The following is a 16,247-nucleotide window of genomic DNA, read 5'->3' as shown; positions in this document are numbered from 1 at the left end:
CGGTAGCCCGGTTCCATGACTGATCCGACGTCCGACCCGCGCCCGCTCGACCTGGGCGCGCTGCAGGCCCTGCTGGAGCGGGTGCGTGACCTGAAGGTCGCCTGCGTCGGCGACCTGATGCTGGATCGCTATGTCTATGGCGAGGTCAACCGCATCTCGCCCGAGGCGCCGATCCCGGTGCTGCGGGCGGGTCGATCGGTGGCCATGCCGGGTGGCGTGGGCAATGTCGCGCGCAATGTCGCCGCCCTGGGGGGCCAGGCGCGCCTCGGGGCCGTGGCCGGGGCCGATGCGGCCGGGGACGATCTGAACCGGTTGATCGCCGACGAGCCGCGCATCGAGGACTTTGTGGTCCGGCCGGCGGGCGCGAGCACCGTGGTGAAGACCCGGTTCGTCGCTGCGGGTCAGCAACTTCTACGTCTCGACGACGAGGCCGGCGACCGGCAATCGCTCGACGATAGCGATGCCTTTTCCACCGCTTCAGCCATACTCCTGTCAGACTATGCCAAGGGTGTGGTCAGTGACGGCCTGATCGCTGCAGCCCTGGCCTCGGCCCGGGCCAGCGGCGCGGCGGTGGTGGTCGACCCCAAGGGGCGCGACTTCGCCCGCTACGGGGCTGTGGACGTGATCAAGCCCAATGCCAGTGAACTGGCCGGAGCCACCGGCCTGCCGGTCGAGACCGATGCCGAGGTCGAGGCGGCCCTGACCGCCCTGCTGGCGGCGACGAGCGCGAAAGCCATCGTCGTCACCCGGGCGGGCAAGGGGATGAGCCTGGCCCGTCGCGACGGCAGCATCCGCCATTTCCCGGGCCGGGCCCGTGAGGTGTTCGACGTCTCCGGGGCCGGGGACACCGGCCTGGCCGCCCTGGGGCTGGCGCTGGCGGCCGGGGCCCCGCTGGAGACGGCCGTCCAGTTCGCCATCCTCGCCTCGGGCGTGGTGGTCGGCAAGGCCGGCACCGCCGTGGTCACCCCGGCCGAGCTGATCGACGCCGAGATGAGCCAGCACGCCCATGCCGCCCACGCCAAGGTCACGCCGCTGGATGAGCTGGCGGCCGAGGTCGAGGCCTGGAAACGCCAGGGGCTGAAGGTCGGCTTCACCAACGGCTGTTTCGACATCCTGCACCGCGGCCATGTCGCCTATCTGGCCCAGGCGCGCGGCTGGTGCGACCGGCTGGTGGTGGCGCTGAACACCGATGAGTCGGTGCGCCAGCTGAAGGGCGAGGGCAGACCCGTCAACGATCTGGACAGCCGCGCCGCGGTGATCGGCGGCCTGTCCAGCGTCGACCGGGTCACCGCCTTCGGCGACCCGACCCCGATCGCCCTGATCGAGCGCCTGCGCCCCGATGTGCTGATCAAGGGCGCCGACTATACGCGCGAGGGCGTGGTCGGTGGCGACGCGGTCGAAAGCTGGGGCGGGGTGGTCCGTCTGGCCACGTTCAGCGACGGCTATTCCACCACGCGCACCATCGAGAAGATGAAGGACCCCGCATGAGCCGTCAGATGATCGTGGTGACCGGCGGGGCCGGCTTCATCGGCTCCAACATCGTGGCCCGCCTGTGCGCCGACGACCGCCACGACGTGGTCGTGTGCGACCGGCTGGAAACGGCCGACCTCGCCAAATGGAAGAATATCGCCAAACACCCGATCGCCGACTTCTGGCAGCCGGAAGAGCTGTTCGACCAGCTGGAGCGCCACGCCGAGGACATCCTGGCCGTCGTGCATATGGGAGCCATCTCGGCCACCACAGAGCCGGACGCCGACCTGATCCTGCGCACCAACTACACCCTGTCGCGTGATCTGTGGGACTGGTGCGCCATCCGCGACTGCCGGCTGATCTATGCCTCGTCGGCCGCCACCTATGGCGACGGCGACCAGGGGTTTGACGACAAGGACGATCTTGACTCCCTGTCCGCGCTTCGTCCGCTAAACGCCTACGGATATTCAAAATTCCTGTTCGACCAGTATGCCCTTCGTCAGGCGGAGCGCAGCCAGGCCCCCGCCCAGTGGGCCGGGCTGAAATTCTTTAACGTCTATGGCCCCAACGAGGGTCACAAGGGCACGATGAAGTCGGTCGTGGCCCAGATCTGGCCCAAGGTGGCGGCCGGTCAGCCGGTCACCCTGTTCCGTTCGCACCGCCCCGACTATGCCGACGGCGGCCAGATGCGCGACTTCGTCTTCGTCGACGATGTGGTCGACATCATCGTCTGGCTGCTGGAGACGCCCTCGGTCTCGGGCATCTACAATGCCGGTTCCGGTCAGGCCCGCTCCTTCGCCGACCTGGCCCGGGCCACCTTCGCCGCCGCCGGTAAGGAGCCCCATATCGACTATGTCGATACGCCCGAGCTGATCCGCGACAAATACCAGTATTTCACCGAAGCCCGGATGGATCGGATCCGCGCTGCCGGTTTCGAGGGCCAGTCGACGCCGCTGGAAGAGGGGGTCCGGCGCTATGTGCAGGACTATCTCGCCACCCCGGACCCGTATCGATGACCGGCCCGCGGCTGACCTTGCGCCAATGGGTTGGCTGGACCGGCTTCGCGCTGGTGTTCGTGCTGGTGGCCGCGATCCTGGTCTGGCGCGGCGACATCCTGAAGGCCGGGCTGGATCCGCAGATCCCGTTCCAGACCTATACGCCGCCACCGCCGCCTGACTATGCGACCCCGGCCGCCTGGGCCCTGCGCGATGCCCGCACGGACGATGCCGGGCCCGCCTCGGTCTTCTTCGTCCATTCGACCACCTATGACGGAGGCCGCGAATGGAACGGTCCGATCGCCGACCCGGATGCTGACGCCTATCTGAACCGGGTGGTCCTGCCGAACTACGCCGGCCCCTTCGCCCGGATCGGTGCCATCAGCGCGCCCCTCTATCGCCAGGCCAGCCTCTACACGCGGATGACGCTGCGGGATGACGCCCGCGAAGCCCGGGCCTTTGCCTATGGCGATATCGTCGCCGCCTTCGACGTCTGGCTGGCCGCCCATCCCGACGGCCCCCTGGCGCTGGCCGGTGTGGAGCAGGGGGGCGAACTGCTGGAGCGTCTGGTGCGGGAACGGATCGCGGGCGAACCGGCCCTGCGCCGGCGACTCGTGGCCGTCTATCTGATGGATGTGGTGGTGCCCACGGCCGGCCTGTCGCCGGCGGTTCCGGCCTGCGTCACCCGCAACCAGACCGGCTGTATCGTCGCCTGGTCACCGGTCGCCTTCGACAATGACGGGGCGGCGCGCGGCCGTCTGCGCCGGGCCCTGGTCTGGAACGAGCGGGGCCAGCTGGTGGAACTGGGCGACCGGGCCGCCCTTTGCGTCAATCCGGTCACCGGATCCACGAACACCCAGCCGGTCGAGGCCCGCCATCACCGCGGGGCGACCAATGCCACCGGTCTGGAGCAGGGGGCCCGCCCGGCCCTGATCGCCCGCGAGGTCGCCACCGAATGCCGCGACGGCCTGCTGCGCTACACCCAGCCGAAGCTGGAGTCCTTCCGCGAAACGGGAAGCTGGAGCGATCGGAGAAAAGCTCGCCCATACAACCTGTTCTACGGTGATATCGAAGCGGACGTTGAAGCCCGCCTCGCACTCTGGCTGCGCGACCAGCCCCCCACCTAGTCCGTTCCGGCGCGGTCGTTGCGCCAGTCGAACAGGGATTCCAGAACCTGCACCGCCTGACCCCGGGGCGAGCTGAGGTCGGGATCGCGATTGAGCACCAGACGGGCGTCGTCGGCGGCGGTCTGCATCAGGGCCCGGTGGCGCACCGGATCGGCGAAGCGATAGGCCGGAAAGCCGCTCTGGCGCAGGCCCAGGGGATCGCCACCACCACGCAGGCGGAAATCCTCCTCGGCGATCTCGAACCCGTCCTCGGTCCGGCGCAGGGTTTCCAGACGTTCGCGGGCCGTATTGCCCAGCCCGCCGTCCTGGCCGCCGTACAGCAGGATACAGGCACTGGCCTTGGCCCCGCGTCCGACCCGCCCGCGCAGCTGGTGCAGCTGGGCCAGACCGAAGCGATCGGCGTGTTCGATGACCATGATGCTGGCATTGGGCACATCGACCCCGACCTCGACCACGGTGGTGGCGACCAGGACCGGCAGGCGACCGGCGGCGAATTCGGCCATCACGGCCTCACGCCGCGCCCCGGGCATCTGGCCATGAGCCAGGCCGACCTCGACCCCGAGCACGCGGGCCAGATCGACGGCCCGGGCCTCGGCCGCCGCCAGGTCGCTGGCCTCGGACTCGGCCACCAAAGGGCAGATCCAGTAGGCTTGGGCCCCGCTGTCGACAGCGGCCTTCAGGCGTTGGGCCACCTCGCCGATCCGGGCCAGGGGCAGGACGGCCGTGGCCACCGGTGTACGACCCGGCGGCTTCTCGGTCAGGCGCGACACCTCCAGCTCGCCGTACTGGGTCAGTTCCAGGGTGCGCGGAATGGGGGTGGCCGACATGGTCAGCAGATGCACGGCACCCGTGCGCGCATCGCCCTTGGCCTGCAGCCGCTGGCGTTCGCTGACCCCGAACCGGTGCTGTTCGTCGATCACCGCCAGACCGAGACGATCAAAGACCACGGCGTCCTGAAACAGGGCGTGGGTGCCAATGGCCACAGCCGCGTCGCCGGAGGCCAGGGCCGCCAGCCGCTCGCGCCGCTCACCGGCGGTGTCACGGCCCGTCAGCAACACGCTGCGCACCCCGGCGGCCTCCAGCATCGGGGCCAGCCGCTGAAAATGCTGACGCGCGAGAATCTCGGTCGGAGCCATCAGGGCGGACTGGACGCCCGACGACGCCGCATCGGCCATGGCCAGGGCCGCGACCGCTGTCTTGCCCGAGCCGACATCGCCCTGCAGCAACCGGCCCATCTGTTCGCCCGAGGCCAGGTCGGCGCGAATCTCGGCGATGGCCCCGGCCTGGGCTCCGGTCAGGGTGAAGGGCAGGGCGGCCAGCAGGGCAGCCGAGGCGTCGCCCGGCACGATACGCGACGCCGGGGTGACCCGGCGCGCCTGTCGGCGTCGCGCGAGAGCCAGCTGATGGGCCAGCAGTTCGTCATAGGCCAGCCGCTGGCGCACAGGGGCGTCCGGCTCCAGATCCGCCAGACCGGTGGGCGCGTGCAGGGCCACGATCGCCGCGTGCCAACCCGGCCAGCCGCGCGCCGCCAGCCAGGCCGGGTCCTGCCATTCCGGCAGGTCGGGAGCCACGGCCAGCGCCCCCAGCACCAGTTTGCGCACCACCCGCGAGGTCAGGCCCGCCGTGGCGGGATACACGGACTCGACCACCGGGATCTCGTCGGCCTTGTCGGGCGACAGGATATAGTCCGGATGGGCGATCTGCACCTCGCCGTTGAAGCGTTCGACCTTGCCCGAAACCAGACGACGCTCCCCCGCCGGGGCCAGGCGGTCGATATGGGCCGGCGACCCGGCGAACCAGATCATATGGATGAAGCCGGTATCGTCGCTGGCCCGCATCTTCAGCGGAGCCCCGACCTTGTGCGGCGGGATCAGCCGGTCGATGACCACCTCGAACACCCCGACCTCGCCCTCGACGGCCGCGGCCGCCGTGGTGCGGTGTCGCAGGATCAGCCCGGTCGGGCCGAGAAACAGCACATCCCGCACCAGCGGCCCGGCCAGTTTTTGCACCAGCGGCAGGATGCGCGGCCCCACGCCCTTCAGGCTGGAGACCTCCGCGAACAGGGGAAAGAGAATCTGGGGCCGCATGATGGAGACAGCATAGCTGGCGAAACGGTCCATGGAACGCTATCTGGACGCGTCAGTGAAACGAATAGACCGGGCAAGGATCCTTGTGGCCGATACGAACGCGCGTCTGAAAGAACGAATGGGCCGGATCATCTTCCGGGCCTGGCGTCGCGGCTTCCGCGAAGCCGACCTTGTGCTGGGCCCTTTCGCCGAACAGGTGGGGCCGACGCTGGACACCGCCGAGCTGGATGCGTTTGAGTCCATGCTCGAGGCCGAGGATCACGACCTCTATGCCTGGATCATCGGCAAGACCCCGATCCCGGCCGAACACGACGGGCCGGTGATGGCCCGTCTGCAGGCCTTCATGCGCGAGCATGTCGCCGCCGTGGTGGCCGAGGGGGCCGGGTAATGGACGGCAGTCTGCCCGGGCGGATCGATTCGGAACTGGGCGGTGCCCCCGAGGGTCTGGACGCCCTGACCGTGGCCGAACGGATGGCCGCCAGCGGCGGCGTCGGTCTGTTCGTCGCCCGGGACCTGGGCCGGGCCACCGAGTTCAGCCAGGCCCTGGCCTTCTTCGCCGGCGATCTGGAGGTGCTCGACTTCCCCGCCTGGGATTGCCTGCCCTACGATCGGCTGAGCCCGTCATCCTCGGTCTCGGCCGCGCGGATGGCCACCCTGACCCGGCTGTCACACCGCGCCCCGGACGATCGCACCCCGCTGCTGATCGTGACCACGGTGGCCGGGGCCATCCAGCGCACCCCGCCGCGCACGATGACCGACAGCGCGGGCTTCGAGGCCCGCGTCGGTCGCGACCTCGATACGGCGGCGCTGGAGATCTATTTCAGCACCAATGGCTATATGCGCGCCTCGACCGTGTCCGAGCGCGGCGAATATGCGGTACGCGGCGGCGTCATCGACGTCTTCCCGCCCGGGTTCGACGAGCCGGTGCGGCTGGACATGTTCGGATCGGAGCTGGAATCGATCCGGACCTTCGATCCGGCCACCCAGCGCTCAACCGGCCAGCTGAAGATCGTGGCCCTGTCGCCGGTGTCCGAGGCCCTGCTGAACGCCGAGACCATCTCGCGCTTCCGCACCGGCTATCTGAACCTGTTCGGCACCGGGGGCGATGACCCCCTCTATGCCGCCGTCAGCGAGGGGGCGCGCCGGCAGGGGATGGAGCACTGGCTGCCGCTGCTCTATCCGCGGCTGGAGACCCTGTTCGACTATCTGCCGGACAGCGCCGCCGTCTTCCTCGACAACCAGGTCGAACAGGCGCGGGCCGAACGCTGGACCCTGACCGCCGATGCCTGGGACGCCCGACACGAAGCGTCAAAGGCCAAGGCCGGTACCGCCAACCGCGCGCTGAAACCGGCCGCCCTGTATCTGGACGAAGGCGACTGGAACAGCGCCCTGGCCGGACGGGCCGTGCGCCGCTTCACCCCGCTGCAGGGGCCGGGCGAAAACGTCGGCGGCCGGCTGGGGCGGACCTTCGCCGCCGAACGGGCCCAGGACAGCGTCAATCTGTTCGAGGCCGTCGCCGCCCATGCGCGCGACCTGAAGGCCGAAGGCCGGCGCGTGCTGTTTGCCTCATGGACCGAAGGGTCGTCCGAACGTCTGGCCGCCATGCTGGCCGACCACGGGCTCGACCATGTGATCGCCGTCCGCAACTGGGCCGATGTCCAGGCGGCCCCGCGCGAGATGATGCTGCGCGGTGTCCTGCCGGTCGAGCATGGCTTCGTGACCGACGATGTCGCGGTGATCTCGGAAACCGACATCCTCGGTGACCGGCTGGCGCGACCGCGCCGCAAGCGCCGCGCCTCGAACTTCCTGGCCGAGGCCTCGGCCCTGACCACCGGCGACCTGGTGGTCCATCTGGACCACGGCATCAGCCGCTATGAAGGGCTGAAGACGCTGGAGATCCAGCAGGCCCCGCACGACTGCCTCGAGCTGCTGTATGCGGGCGAGAGCAAACTGTATCTGCCGGTCGAGAACATCGACCTGCTGACCCGCTACGGCACCGACAGCGACGGGGTCCAGCTGGACCGGCTGGGCGGGGCCGGGTGGCAGTCCCGCAAGTCCAAGGCCAAGGCCCGTCTGCGCGACATGGCCGAGGGGCTGATCGCCCTGGCCGCCAAGCGGGCGATGCGGACCTCCGAGTCGATCACCCCGCCACATGGTCTGTTCGACGAATTCTGCGCCCGCTTCCCCTATGAGGAAACCGACGACCAGCTGAACGCCATCGGCGATGTGCTGGAGGACCTCGGCAAGGGCACGCCGATGGACCGGCTGATCTGCGGCGACGTCGGCTTCGGCAAGACCGAGGTGGCGATCCGCGCCGCCTTCGTCGTGGCCATGAGCGGCCAGCAGGTGGCTATCGTCTGCCCGACCACCCTGCTGGCCCGCCAGCATTTCAGGACCTTCAGCGAGCGTTTCGCCGGCTGGCCGATCACCGTGCGCCACCTGTCGCGGATGGTCACAGCGAAGGACGCGGCCGAAACGCGGGACGGGCTGAAGACCGGCCAGTTCGAGATCGTGGTCGGCACCCATGCCGTCCTGTCAGATCAGGTCGGGTTCCGCGATCTTGGCCTTGTTATCGTTGATGAAGAGCAGCATTTCGGGGTCAAGCACAAGGAGAAGCTGAAGTCGCTGCGTGCCGACGTCCACCTGCTGACCCTGACCGCCACACCGATCCCGCGCACCCTGCAGATGGCCCTGTCGGGCATCCGCGAGATGTCGATCATCGCCACCCCGCCGGTCGACCGGCTGGCGGTGCGGACCTATGTCACGCCCTGGGACCCGGTGCTGGTGCGCGAGGCCCTGCTGCGCGAGAAATATCGCGGTGGTCAGGCCTACTATGTCGCGCCGCGGCTGAAGGACCTGCCCGATATCGAACAGTTCCTGCGCGAGCACGTGCCCGAGGTGAAATTCGTCGTCGGCCACGGCCAGATGTCCCCGACCCAGCTGGAGGACGTGATGAGCGCCTTCTACGACGGCACCTATGACGTGCTGCTGTCGACCACCATCGTCGAGAGCGGTCTGGACATCCCCACGGCCAACACCTTGATCGTGCACCGGGCCGACATGTTCGGCCTGGCCCAGCTGCACCAGATCCGCGGCCGCATCGGCCGGTCCAAGGCGCGCGCCTTCGCCTATCTCACCACCCCCACGAACAAGCCGATGAGCCTGTCGGCCGAGCGGCGGCTGCAGGTGCTGCAGTCGCTGGACAATCTGGGGGCCGGCTTCCAGCTGGCCAGCCACGATCTGGACCAGCGCGGCGGCGGCAATCTGCTGGGCGACGAACAGTCGGGCCATATCCGCGAGGTCGGGGTCGAACTGTACCAGCAGATGCTGGAGGACGCCGTCGCCGAGCTGCGCGAGAACGGCGAGGGCGAGGCTCCGGACCGCGGCTGGTCACCGGCCATCAATGTCGGGGCGGCCGTCCTGATTCCCGAGGCTTACGTCCCGGACCTCAATGTTCGCCTCAGCCTGTATCGCCGTCTGTCGGACGCGGAAAAGAGCGAGGAGCGCGAGGCCCTGGCCGCCGAGCTGATCGACCGGTTCGGTCCGCTGCCGGACGAGGCCCGGCAGCTGCTGCGCATCGTCGGCATCAAGGCCAATTGCAAGACGGCCTGCGTCGAACGCATCGACATCGGGCCCAAGGGGGCGGTGCTGACCCTGCGCAACAACACCTTCCCCAATCCGATGGGACTGGTCGGGCTGATCCAGAAGAACCACGCCTTCTGGAAGCTGCGGCCGGACCAGAAGATCGTGGTCAAGGGCGACTGGAACACGCCGGAAGACCGGTTGAAGGTCGCCGAACGGATCACCACCGACCTGGCGCGCGTCGCGGCGGCGGCCTAGACGGTTCAGGGGACGGCGAGCCGCCCCCCGGATCGACGACCTCAGTCGGGACCGGTCCTGACAGGGCGGGTGCCGATGTCACGCGAGGCCCGTTCCAGGACGGCCCCGGGCGATTCAACCTCGACGGCCTCGGCGGCCCCGACATCGAACTCGACCACGAAGGGCGAACGGTCCGGACCGGCGTCGAAGGCGGTGCAGCCGATGACCGCGGCGATCCGCTCGGCGGCGATCCGCCCGGCCGCGGCCGGTGTTGCCGGCAGGGCCAGGGCGAAGACATCAGGGGACAGCCGGGCGGCGGTGTCCTCGGTGCGGATCAGGCGCGAGACCATGGCCCCGATCTGGGGCAGGGCCCGGTCCAGCCAGCCGTCCTTGCGGGCCTGGAGCACGGCCTCGGTCTCGGCCACGCGCAGGACACAGACCGACAGCGGTCGCCGCCGCGCCCGGGCTCCGCCGGAAATCCGTGCCAGATGGGCGGCGAACAGTTCCGGGGTGAACAGGCCGGTCGTGGGATCGGTCAGACCCGAACCCCGGGCCGATTCCAGGGATTTGCGGATACTCTGGTGACGGCGGTGGCCGAGGGCCAGGGTGACGACCCGGTCAGCGGTGTCGTCCTCGGCCGAATCGGCGGCGGCGACGTCGGCGAAGCCGCGATTGTACAGCTCGCCCAGATTGATCTCGCCGCTGCCGCGCAGGTAGAGGACCACCGGGATATGGTACAGACGGGTATTGCGCTTCATGCCCGCCGCGATCGACAGGGCCGGGGCGTGGTCCTCGGCCCCCCACAGGATGGCGGCGTCGAACGGCCGCTCATGCAGATAGTCGAAGGCGGTATAGGGGGTGGGGGCGGCCACCACGTCGCAGCCGCGCGCCACCAGGGCATTGGACAGGGCCAGGAAGCGATGGTCCGGCTTGCCCGCCGCCAGGATACGTAACGGCGAACTGTCCATCACCATCGCGGGCAGGGGCGCGCCCCGCTCGGCGAAGGTGGCCTCGCGCTGGGTCATCTCCTCGGCAGCGATGGCCGTGCGCACCAGATGTTCCAGCCGCAGCGCGGCCTGAACGGCATGCGGCGGCGTCGACATGGCGATGTCCGCGCCGGCCGGACGCTGCGCCCCGACGGCCATACCCACGGCCATGACCGGCAGATGGCGCGGCAGAACGGCCTGATGCAGGGCGGCGATGGTGGCCTCGACGTCCGGGGCGCGCGCATCGACGATGGCGGCCTCGACCGGCAGGTCAGCCAGGCTGGCCAGGGCCGCGGGCAGGGACCGCGCCGTGACCGTCGTCCAGCCCAGGGCGTCGAGCCCCTGACACAGGGGGCCGATCAGACTGTCGTCAGGCGCGACAATCAGAATACGCGGATCGAAACCCAAACACTGTCTCCATGGTCCCGGTCCGTCAGCACTGCACACGCCTCGCGCGAACCCCGGGCGACCATAGCGACGGCCGGGCCGCACACGCAACGCCACAACCGCGAATGACCGGGGATGAACCTGCCGCTTTCCCCGCAGGTAAATTGCGCTAGACTTGCCGACTGGGCGGCTGCGGGAACCGGATTGAATCTGAAATCGGACATTGCCGAGGCCCGTTACCTGGGCCGACCGTCGTTCTGGGGCCGGCTGGCCGTGCGCGCCTTTACCCGCAGTTGGGGCCGGGATGTCATGCTCTATACGGGCGGGGTGTCCTTCTTCGCCCTGCTGGCGGTGTTCCCGGCCATCGCCATCCTGATCGGCTTCTACAAGGCGGTGATGACCATCGCCCAGGTCGGCGAACAGGCCGCGGCCCTGGCCGATGTCCTGCCGACCGCGGCCCGGGCCATCTTCCTGGCCGAGATCGAACGGCTGGCCAATACGTCGGCGCGAACCGTCTCGACCCAGAGCGCCTTCGCCCTGATCGTCGGTGGCTATGCAGCTCATCGCGGATTCAAGGCTTTACTGGCCGGACTGAACCTTATTCATGACGAAACCGAGCCGCATGGCTTCTTCCGGTTCAACCTGCTGGCCTTCTTCGTCGCCCTCGTCGCCTTCGCCCTGTTCACCCTGGTGTCCGGGGCCGTGGTCACCCTGCGTCTGCTGCAGCACGCCGGGGCCGACATCCAGATCAGCGACAGCGGCCTGCCCTATGACGGCCTGCTCCCGGCGCTCGGCCTCGCCCTCGGCCTGACCCTGCTCTACCGCTATGCGATGTCGCACCGGGTGCCGGTCGCCTGGGCCCCGGCGATTGCCGGCGGACTGGTGGCCACGGTGATGTCGATGGTGTCCTCGTGGCTATGCGCCATCTATGTCGAGCAGATCGCCCTGCTGGGCGCGACCTACGGCTCGGTCGGCGCGGTCGTGGTCTTGCTGATCTGGCTGTCGTGGAACGTCAACGCCATCTTCTACGGCGGGGCCTTTGCCACCGAGCTGGAGATCGCCCTGCGGGCCCACAGAATGGCCTCGCTGGACCCGCCCGCGCCCCTGCCGGACTCCGTCGTCAATCTGTCGGAGCGGCGGGCGTCTCGACGGTAAGCGACAGCACGCCGTCGACCTCTTCAATGCCGATCATCCGCCCCCCGATCTCGCTCATCAGCCAGGGGACGTCGATGCGAGCCATCGCGTCCGTCGCCAGCAGGGTCAGCTGCGTGCCGGGAGCCAGGCCGGTCATGGCCCGCCGCAGCCGCAGGCTGGGCACCGGACAGCGATGGCCGCGCGCGTCGACGATGACCGGACCGGTCCCGCTCATCCGGCCTGCAGCCGGTCAATCAGCAGATCCAGCGCCACCCTGACGCTGGCAAGGCGGACCGCCTCCCGGCCGATGCCGCCGAAGCGGTGTTCGACATGGATCACACCGTCCGGCCCGGCGGCGGCAAAATGAACCAGGCCGACCGGCTTGTCCGGTGCCCCCCCGCCCGGTCCGGCAATTCCCGTCACGGCGACACTGACCTTCGCCAGCGACCGGGCCAGGGCCCCCGTCGCCATGGCCCGCGCCACCGCTTCGGACACGGCCCCGTGGGCCTCGATCAGGGCGGCCGGCACAGCGACCAGATCGGTCTTGGCGGCATTGCTGTAGGTGACGAAGCCGCGATCAACCACCGCCGACGATCCGGCCACCCCGGTCAGGGCCCCGGCCACCAGCCCTCCGGTGCAGCTTTCGGCCGTCGCCACCTGCAGACCGCGCCCGATGGCCAGCCGGATCACGGTCGCGGCGAGGGCATTGATGTCATCTGGGAACATGAGTCTATCCGAAGCGGGCGCGAGTCGGTCTAACGTGGCCCCCGGCCGCCGATCTGTCGACGGGGCCCGGGACGGGAGAGACGGATGAGCGACGCCGCGATCGACCGGAGCCTGGCCGCGCCGGTCTCCGACCGCCTGACCCCCTGGCTGTTCGCCGTGGCCATCTTCACCTCGGCCGCCCTGGTGTTCGTGGTCCAGCCGATGGTGACCCGGCTGGTCCTGCCGATGCTGGGCGGATCGCCGGCCGTCTGGAACACGGCGATGGTCTTCTTCCAGACCGCCCTGCTGGCCGGCTATGCCTATGCCCATCTGCTGCAGAAGGTCGGGTCGATGCGGATCCAGCTGGGGGTGCACCTGGCCCTGCTGCTGGCCGCGGCCGTGACCCTGCCGCTGTCGATCAGCGGCGTGACCGGCGACCCGGATCCGTCCGCGCCGATCCTGTGGCTGCTGGCGACCCTGACCCTGTCGGTCGGGGCCCCGTTCGCCGTCCTGTCCGCCACCGCCCCGCTGCTGCAGGCCTGGTATGCCCGGGTCCGGGCCGGCCATCCGGACGGCCAGAATCCCTACGGCCTCTATGCGGCCTCCAACCTCGGCAGCTTCCTGGCCCTGCTGGCCTATCCTGTGGTGGTCGAGCCGCTGGCCGCCCTGTCCAGCCAGCGCTGGGGCTGGAGCGGGGGCTATCTGCTGTTCGTGCTGATGATCGCCACCCTGGCCGGTGTGGTCTGGTATCGCCGGGCGGATCGCACCCTCGAGCCGCCGCGCCTGGTGCGCAGCCCGCCGGTCGCCTGGCGGGAAAAGGGCAAATGGGTGCTGCTGGCGGCGGCCCCGTCCAGCCTGATGCTGGGCGTCACCGCCCACCTGTCGACCGATGTGGCCTCGGCGCCCTTCCTGTGGGTCATCCCGCTGGCCCTGTATCTGCTGACCTTCGTCATCGCCTTCCAGACCCGGCCGTGGATCCCCCTGCCGGTGACCCTGACGATCGCCGGGGCGCTCGGGGCGGTCTGCGTCAGCTTCACCGCCTTCCGCACCGGGGCCTGGCCGCTGATGTTCGCCCTGCATCTGGCCACCTTCTTCTTCCTGGCCCTGATGTGCCACCAGCGTCTGGCCGAGCGTCGGCCACCACCGGACCGGCTGACCGAATTCTATCTGTTGATGTCCCTGGGCGGGGTCGTCGGCGGGGCCTTCACCGCCCTGCTGGCCCCGGTCATCTTCAACATGGTCTGGGAATATCCGCTGGTGCTGGTGCTGGTCGGCCTGGCCCGGCCCTGGCACCGCGCCGAGGTTCAGCGCTGGGAAATCCTGACCTTCGTCGCGGCCGTTCTGGTCTGCGCCGTGCCGCCGCTGCTGTCGGCCGTCTTCCAGGCCGACTGGGATCTGGCCTGGGCCTACAATCGCCATTTCGACTGGCGCATGGAACAGCTGACCCAGGTGATCCTGATGTTCGCGATGATCGGGGCCTTTCTGCTGCGCGACCGCACCCCGGCCTATGTCATCCTGCTGGCCCTGATCACCCTCTCGGCCCAGCATATCGCCCGCGGCTATGACTGGACCTACAGCGAGCGCAGCTTCTTCGGCGTGATGCGGGTCGCCAATGTCCCCGACCCGAAACTGGGCGGGGACGTCCACGTCCTGATGCACGGCACCACCCTGCACGGGGCCCAGGCCCGGGCTGCGCCCTCCGAATGCCGGCCGACCCTCTATTATGCGACCGTCACCCCGATCGGCCAGGCGACCCAGATGGTGCAGTCGCGCGGCCCCGGGGCCAATATCGGCGTGGTCGGCCAGGGCTCGGGAGCCATGGCCGCCTACAAACGGCCGGGCGACCGCCTGACCTTCTTCGAGATCGATCCGATGGTCGACCGGCTGTCGCGCGATCCGGACTGGTTCACCTACATCTCCCATTGCGCGGCCGGGCCGGTGCGCACCGTACTGGGCGATGCGCGGCTGACGATGGCGCGCGAGCCGGCCGGGACCTACGACCTGCTGATCATCGACGCCTTCTCGTCCGACGCCGTGCCGACCCATCTGCTGACGGTCGAGGCCATCGACGGCTATCTGAAGCTGTTGAAGCCTGACGGGGTGGTGGTGCTGCACCTGTCGAACCGCAACCTCGACATCACCCTGCCGGCCGCCGCCGCCGCGCGGGCCCTGGGCGTGGCCAGCCGCCACCGCATCTATATCGAAACCCCGGACTCACCGGTGATGGCCGAGGCCTCGACCGAGGCCCTGGTCCTGTCACCGACCCCGGCGGGCCTCGCCGAATTCCGGCCCGACAGCGGCTGGCGCACCCTGGCGGACTCGGACGTGCGACCGTGGACCGACGACTACGTCAATCTGTTCGGGGCCATGGTCCGGGGCATGGGCGGCGGTAACTAGCCAGGCAGTTCCACTGTCGCCAGGGCCTGGGCGGCCAGACCTTCGCCCCGTCCGGTGAAGCCCATGGCCTCGGTGGTCGTGGCCTTGACGCTGACCGCGTCGAGCGGAAGGCCCAGCAGGTCGGCGAGGCGTTCGCGCATGGCCTGACGGTGCGGCTTCACCTTGGGCCGTTCGCAGATCAGGGTGACGTCGACATTGACCAGCCGCCCGCCGCGCGCGGCCAGACGTTCGACCGCATGCGTCAGGAAGCGGTCAGAGGACGCCCCCTTCCACTGCGGGTCGGTCGGCGGGAAATGGTCGCCGATGTCGCCATCGCCCATGGCCCCGAGGATGGCGTCGGTCAGGGCATGCAGCCCGGCGTCGGCGTCCGAATGGCCGATCAGGGTCTGGTCATGGGGAATCTCGACGCCACACAGCCAGACCGAGGATCCCGGTCCCCAGCGGTGGGCGTCGAAGCCCTGTCCGACGCGGGTCCGGCGGGCGATCATCATCTCGGCCATGGCGAAATCCTCGGGATAGGTCAGCTTCATCAGACGGGCGTCCCCCGGAACCAGCCGCACGCGCCCCCCGGCGCGTTCGACGGCGGTGGCCTCGTCGGCCGGGCCGGGCGTTTCCGTCCAGGCCGCGCAGGCGTCGACCAGGGTGCGATAGCGGAAGGCCTGGGGGGTCTGGGCCCGCCACAGGCCGTCTCGCTCGACCGCCCCGCTGACGAAGCCGTCGTCACCGCGTCGCAGGCTGTCGGCGACGGGCAGGGCGGGCAGGGCCCCGTCGGCCCCGTCCAGCCCGGCCAGCACCCGGTCGATCACGGCCCGGTCAAGAAAGGGGCGGGCGGCGTCATGCACCAGCACCGGACGATCGTCGGGGCCACCCAGAGCCTGGAGGCCGTTGACCACCGAACCGGCACGGCTGTCAGCCCCGGTCGCGGTGCGCCATCCGTCGAGCCCGGCCAGGGCCTCGGCCGCCGCAGACTCGGCACCGGGGGCCACGACCACGACCAGATCTTCGGCCCCGGCCGCCAGCAGGGCTTCGATCGACCAGCGCAGCACCGGCCGGCCGCCCAGCAGCCGCCACTGCTTGTTGCCTCCGGCCCGGGAGGCCGTTCCGGCGGCCACGACGATCGCTGCAAATGTCATGGCCGCC

The 16,247-nt window shown here is 69.7% G+C and carries 12 protein-coding genes; 7 read left to right on the top strand and 5 right to left on the bottom strand.

Going from position 1 to position 16,247, the window contains the following annotated elements; translation table 11 throughout:
- Positions 1–15: 15 nt before the first annotated feature.
- From rfaE2 to PSV00_RS04995, 3 genes are read left to right on the top strand one after another with little or no spacing between them, the layout of a single operon-like run.
- Positions 16–1,488 carry a D-glycero-beta-D-manno-heptose 1-phosphate adenylyltransferase gene (gene rfaE2, locus PSV00_RS05005; protein ID WP_300445404.1) on the top strand — a complete coding sequence of 491 codons (1,473 nt, stop codon included), beginning with the start codon at positions 16–18 and terminating at the stop codon, positions 1,486–1,488.
- The gene (rfaD, locus tag PSV00_RS05000; protein WP_300445403.1) at positions 1,485–2,486 is read left to right on the top strand and encodes an ADP-glyceromanno-heptose 6-epimerase; all 1,002 of its coding nucleotides are present in this window, start codon (positions 1,485–1,487) and stop codon (positions 2,484–2,486) included. The genes rfaE2 and rfaD overlap by 4 nt, the downstream gene beginning before the upstream one ends.
- On the top strand, positions 2,483–3,592 hold the full coding sequence (locus tag PSV00_RS04995; protein ID WP_300445402.1) for a DUF3089 domain-containing protein: 1,110 nt from the start codon (positions 2,483–2,485) through the stop codon (positions 3,590–3,592). Before rfaD ends, PSV00_RS04995 begins: the two co-directional genes overlap by 4 nt.
- Here PSV00_RS04995 and recG read toward each other — a convergent pair.
- Positions 3,589–5,679: an ATP-dependent DNA helicase RecG gene (gene recG, locus PSV00_RS04990; RefSeq protein ID WP_300445520.1), complete on the bottom strand. Its 2,091-nt coding sequence runs from the start codon at positions 5,677–5,679 to the stop codon at positions 3,589–3,591. The genes PSV00_RS04995 and recG overlap by 4 nt on opposite strands.
- Before the next feature lie 31 nt (positions 5,680–5,710).
- Between recG and PSV00_RS04985 the strand changes: the two genes are divergently transcribed.
- Together PSV00_RS04985 and mfd are read left to right on the top strand one after the other, a co-directional pair.
- Entirely contained in the window at positions 5,711–6,067 is a 357-nt protein-coding gene (locus tag PSV00_RS04985) for a succinate dehydrogenase assembly factor 2 (protein ID WP_300445401.1), read from the top strand.
- Positions 6,067–9,519 carry a transcription-repair coupling factor gene (mfd, locus tag PSV00_RS04980; protein ID WP_300445400.1) on the top strand — a complete coding sequence of 1,151 codons (3,453 nt, stop codon included), beginning with the start codon at positions 6,067–6,069 and terminating at the stop codon, positions 9,517–9,519. The genes PSV00_RS04985 and mfd overlap by 1 nt, the downstream gene beginning before the upstream one ends.
- Before the next feature lie 41 nt (positions 9,520–9,560).
- Here the strand turns inward: mfd and PSV00_RS04975 are convergent, their stop codons facing one another.
- Positions 9,561–10,892 (bottom strand): diguanylate cyclase, encoded by a 1,332-nt coding sequence (locus PSV00_RS04975; RefSeq protein WP_300445399.1) that lies wholly within the window; start codon positions 10,890–10,892, stop codon positions 9,561–9,563.
- 183 nt (positions 10,893–11,075) lie between these two features.
- On the opposite strand from PSV00_RS04975, the gene PSV00_RS04970 reads away from it, so the two are divergent.
- Positions 11,076–12,026 carry a YihY/virulence factor BrkB family protein gene (locus PSV00_RS04970; protein WP_300445398.1) on the top strand — a complete coding sequence of 317 codons (951 nt, stop codon included), beginning with the start codon at positions 11,076–11,078 and terminating at the stop codon, positions 12,024–12,026.
- On the opposite strand, the gene PSV00_RS04965 is transcribed toward PSV00_RS04970, so the two are convergent.
- Together PSV00_RS04965 and PSV00_RS04960 are read right to left on the bottom strand one after the other, a co-directional pair.
- Positions 11,992–12,240 (bottom strand): sulfurtransferase TusA family protein, encoded by a 249-nt coding sequence (locus tag PSV00_RS04965; protein WP_300445397.1) that lies wholly within the window; start codon positions 12,238–12,240, stop codon positions 11,992–11,994. The genes PSV00_RS04970 and PSV00_RS04965 overlap by 35 nt on opposite strands.
- Positions 12,237–12,731 (bottom strand): CinA family protein, encoded by a 495-nt coding sequence (locus PSV00_RS04960; RefSeq protein ID WP_300445396.1) that lies wholly within the window; start codon positions 12,729–12,731, stop codon positions 12,237–12,239. Before PSV00_RS04960 ends, PSV00_RS04965 begins: the two co-directional genes overlap by 4 nt.
- Before the next feature lie 84 nt (positions 12,732–12,815).
- Between PSV00_RS04960 and PSV00_RS04955 the strand changes: the two genes are divergently transcribed.
- The gene (locus tag PSV00_RS04955; RefSeq protein WP_300445395.1) at positions 12,816–15,107 is read left to right on the top strand and encodes a fused MFS/spermidine synthase; all 2,292 of its coding nucleotides are present in this window, start codon (positions 12,816–12,818) and stop codon (positions 15,105–15,107) included.
- Here the strand turns inward: PSV00_RS04955 and PSV00_RS04950 are convergent.
- A complete protein-coding gene (locus tag PSV00_RS04950) occupies positions 15,104–16,240 on the bottom strand; it encodes a bifunctional 2-C-methyl-D-erythritol 4-phosphate cytidylyltransferase/2-C-methyl-D-erythritol 2,4-cyclodiphosphate synthase (RefSeq protein ID WP_300445394.1) in 1,137 nt (378 codons plus the stop codon). The two genes, PSV00_RS04955 and PSV00_RS04950, sit on opposite strands and share 4 nt — an antisense overlap.
- Positions 16,241–16,247 lie beyond the last annotated feature (7 nt).

The sequence above is a fragment of the Brevundimonas sp. genome, assembly GCF_029945885.1.
Lineage (GTDB): Bacteria > Pseudomonadota > Alphaproteobacteria > Caulobacterales > Caulobacteraceae > Brevundimonas.
The sequence above is the reverse complement of the archived record's forward strand: the minus strand, read 5'-3'. Positions and strand labels throughout refer to the sequence as shown.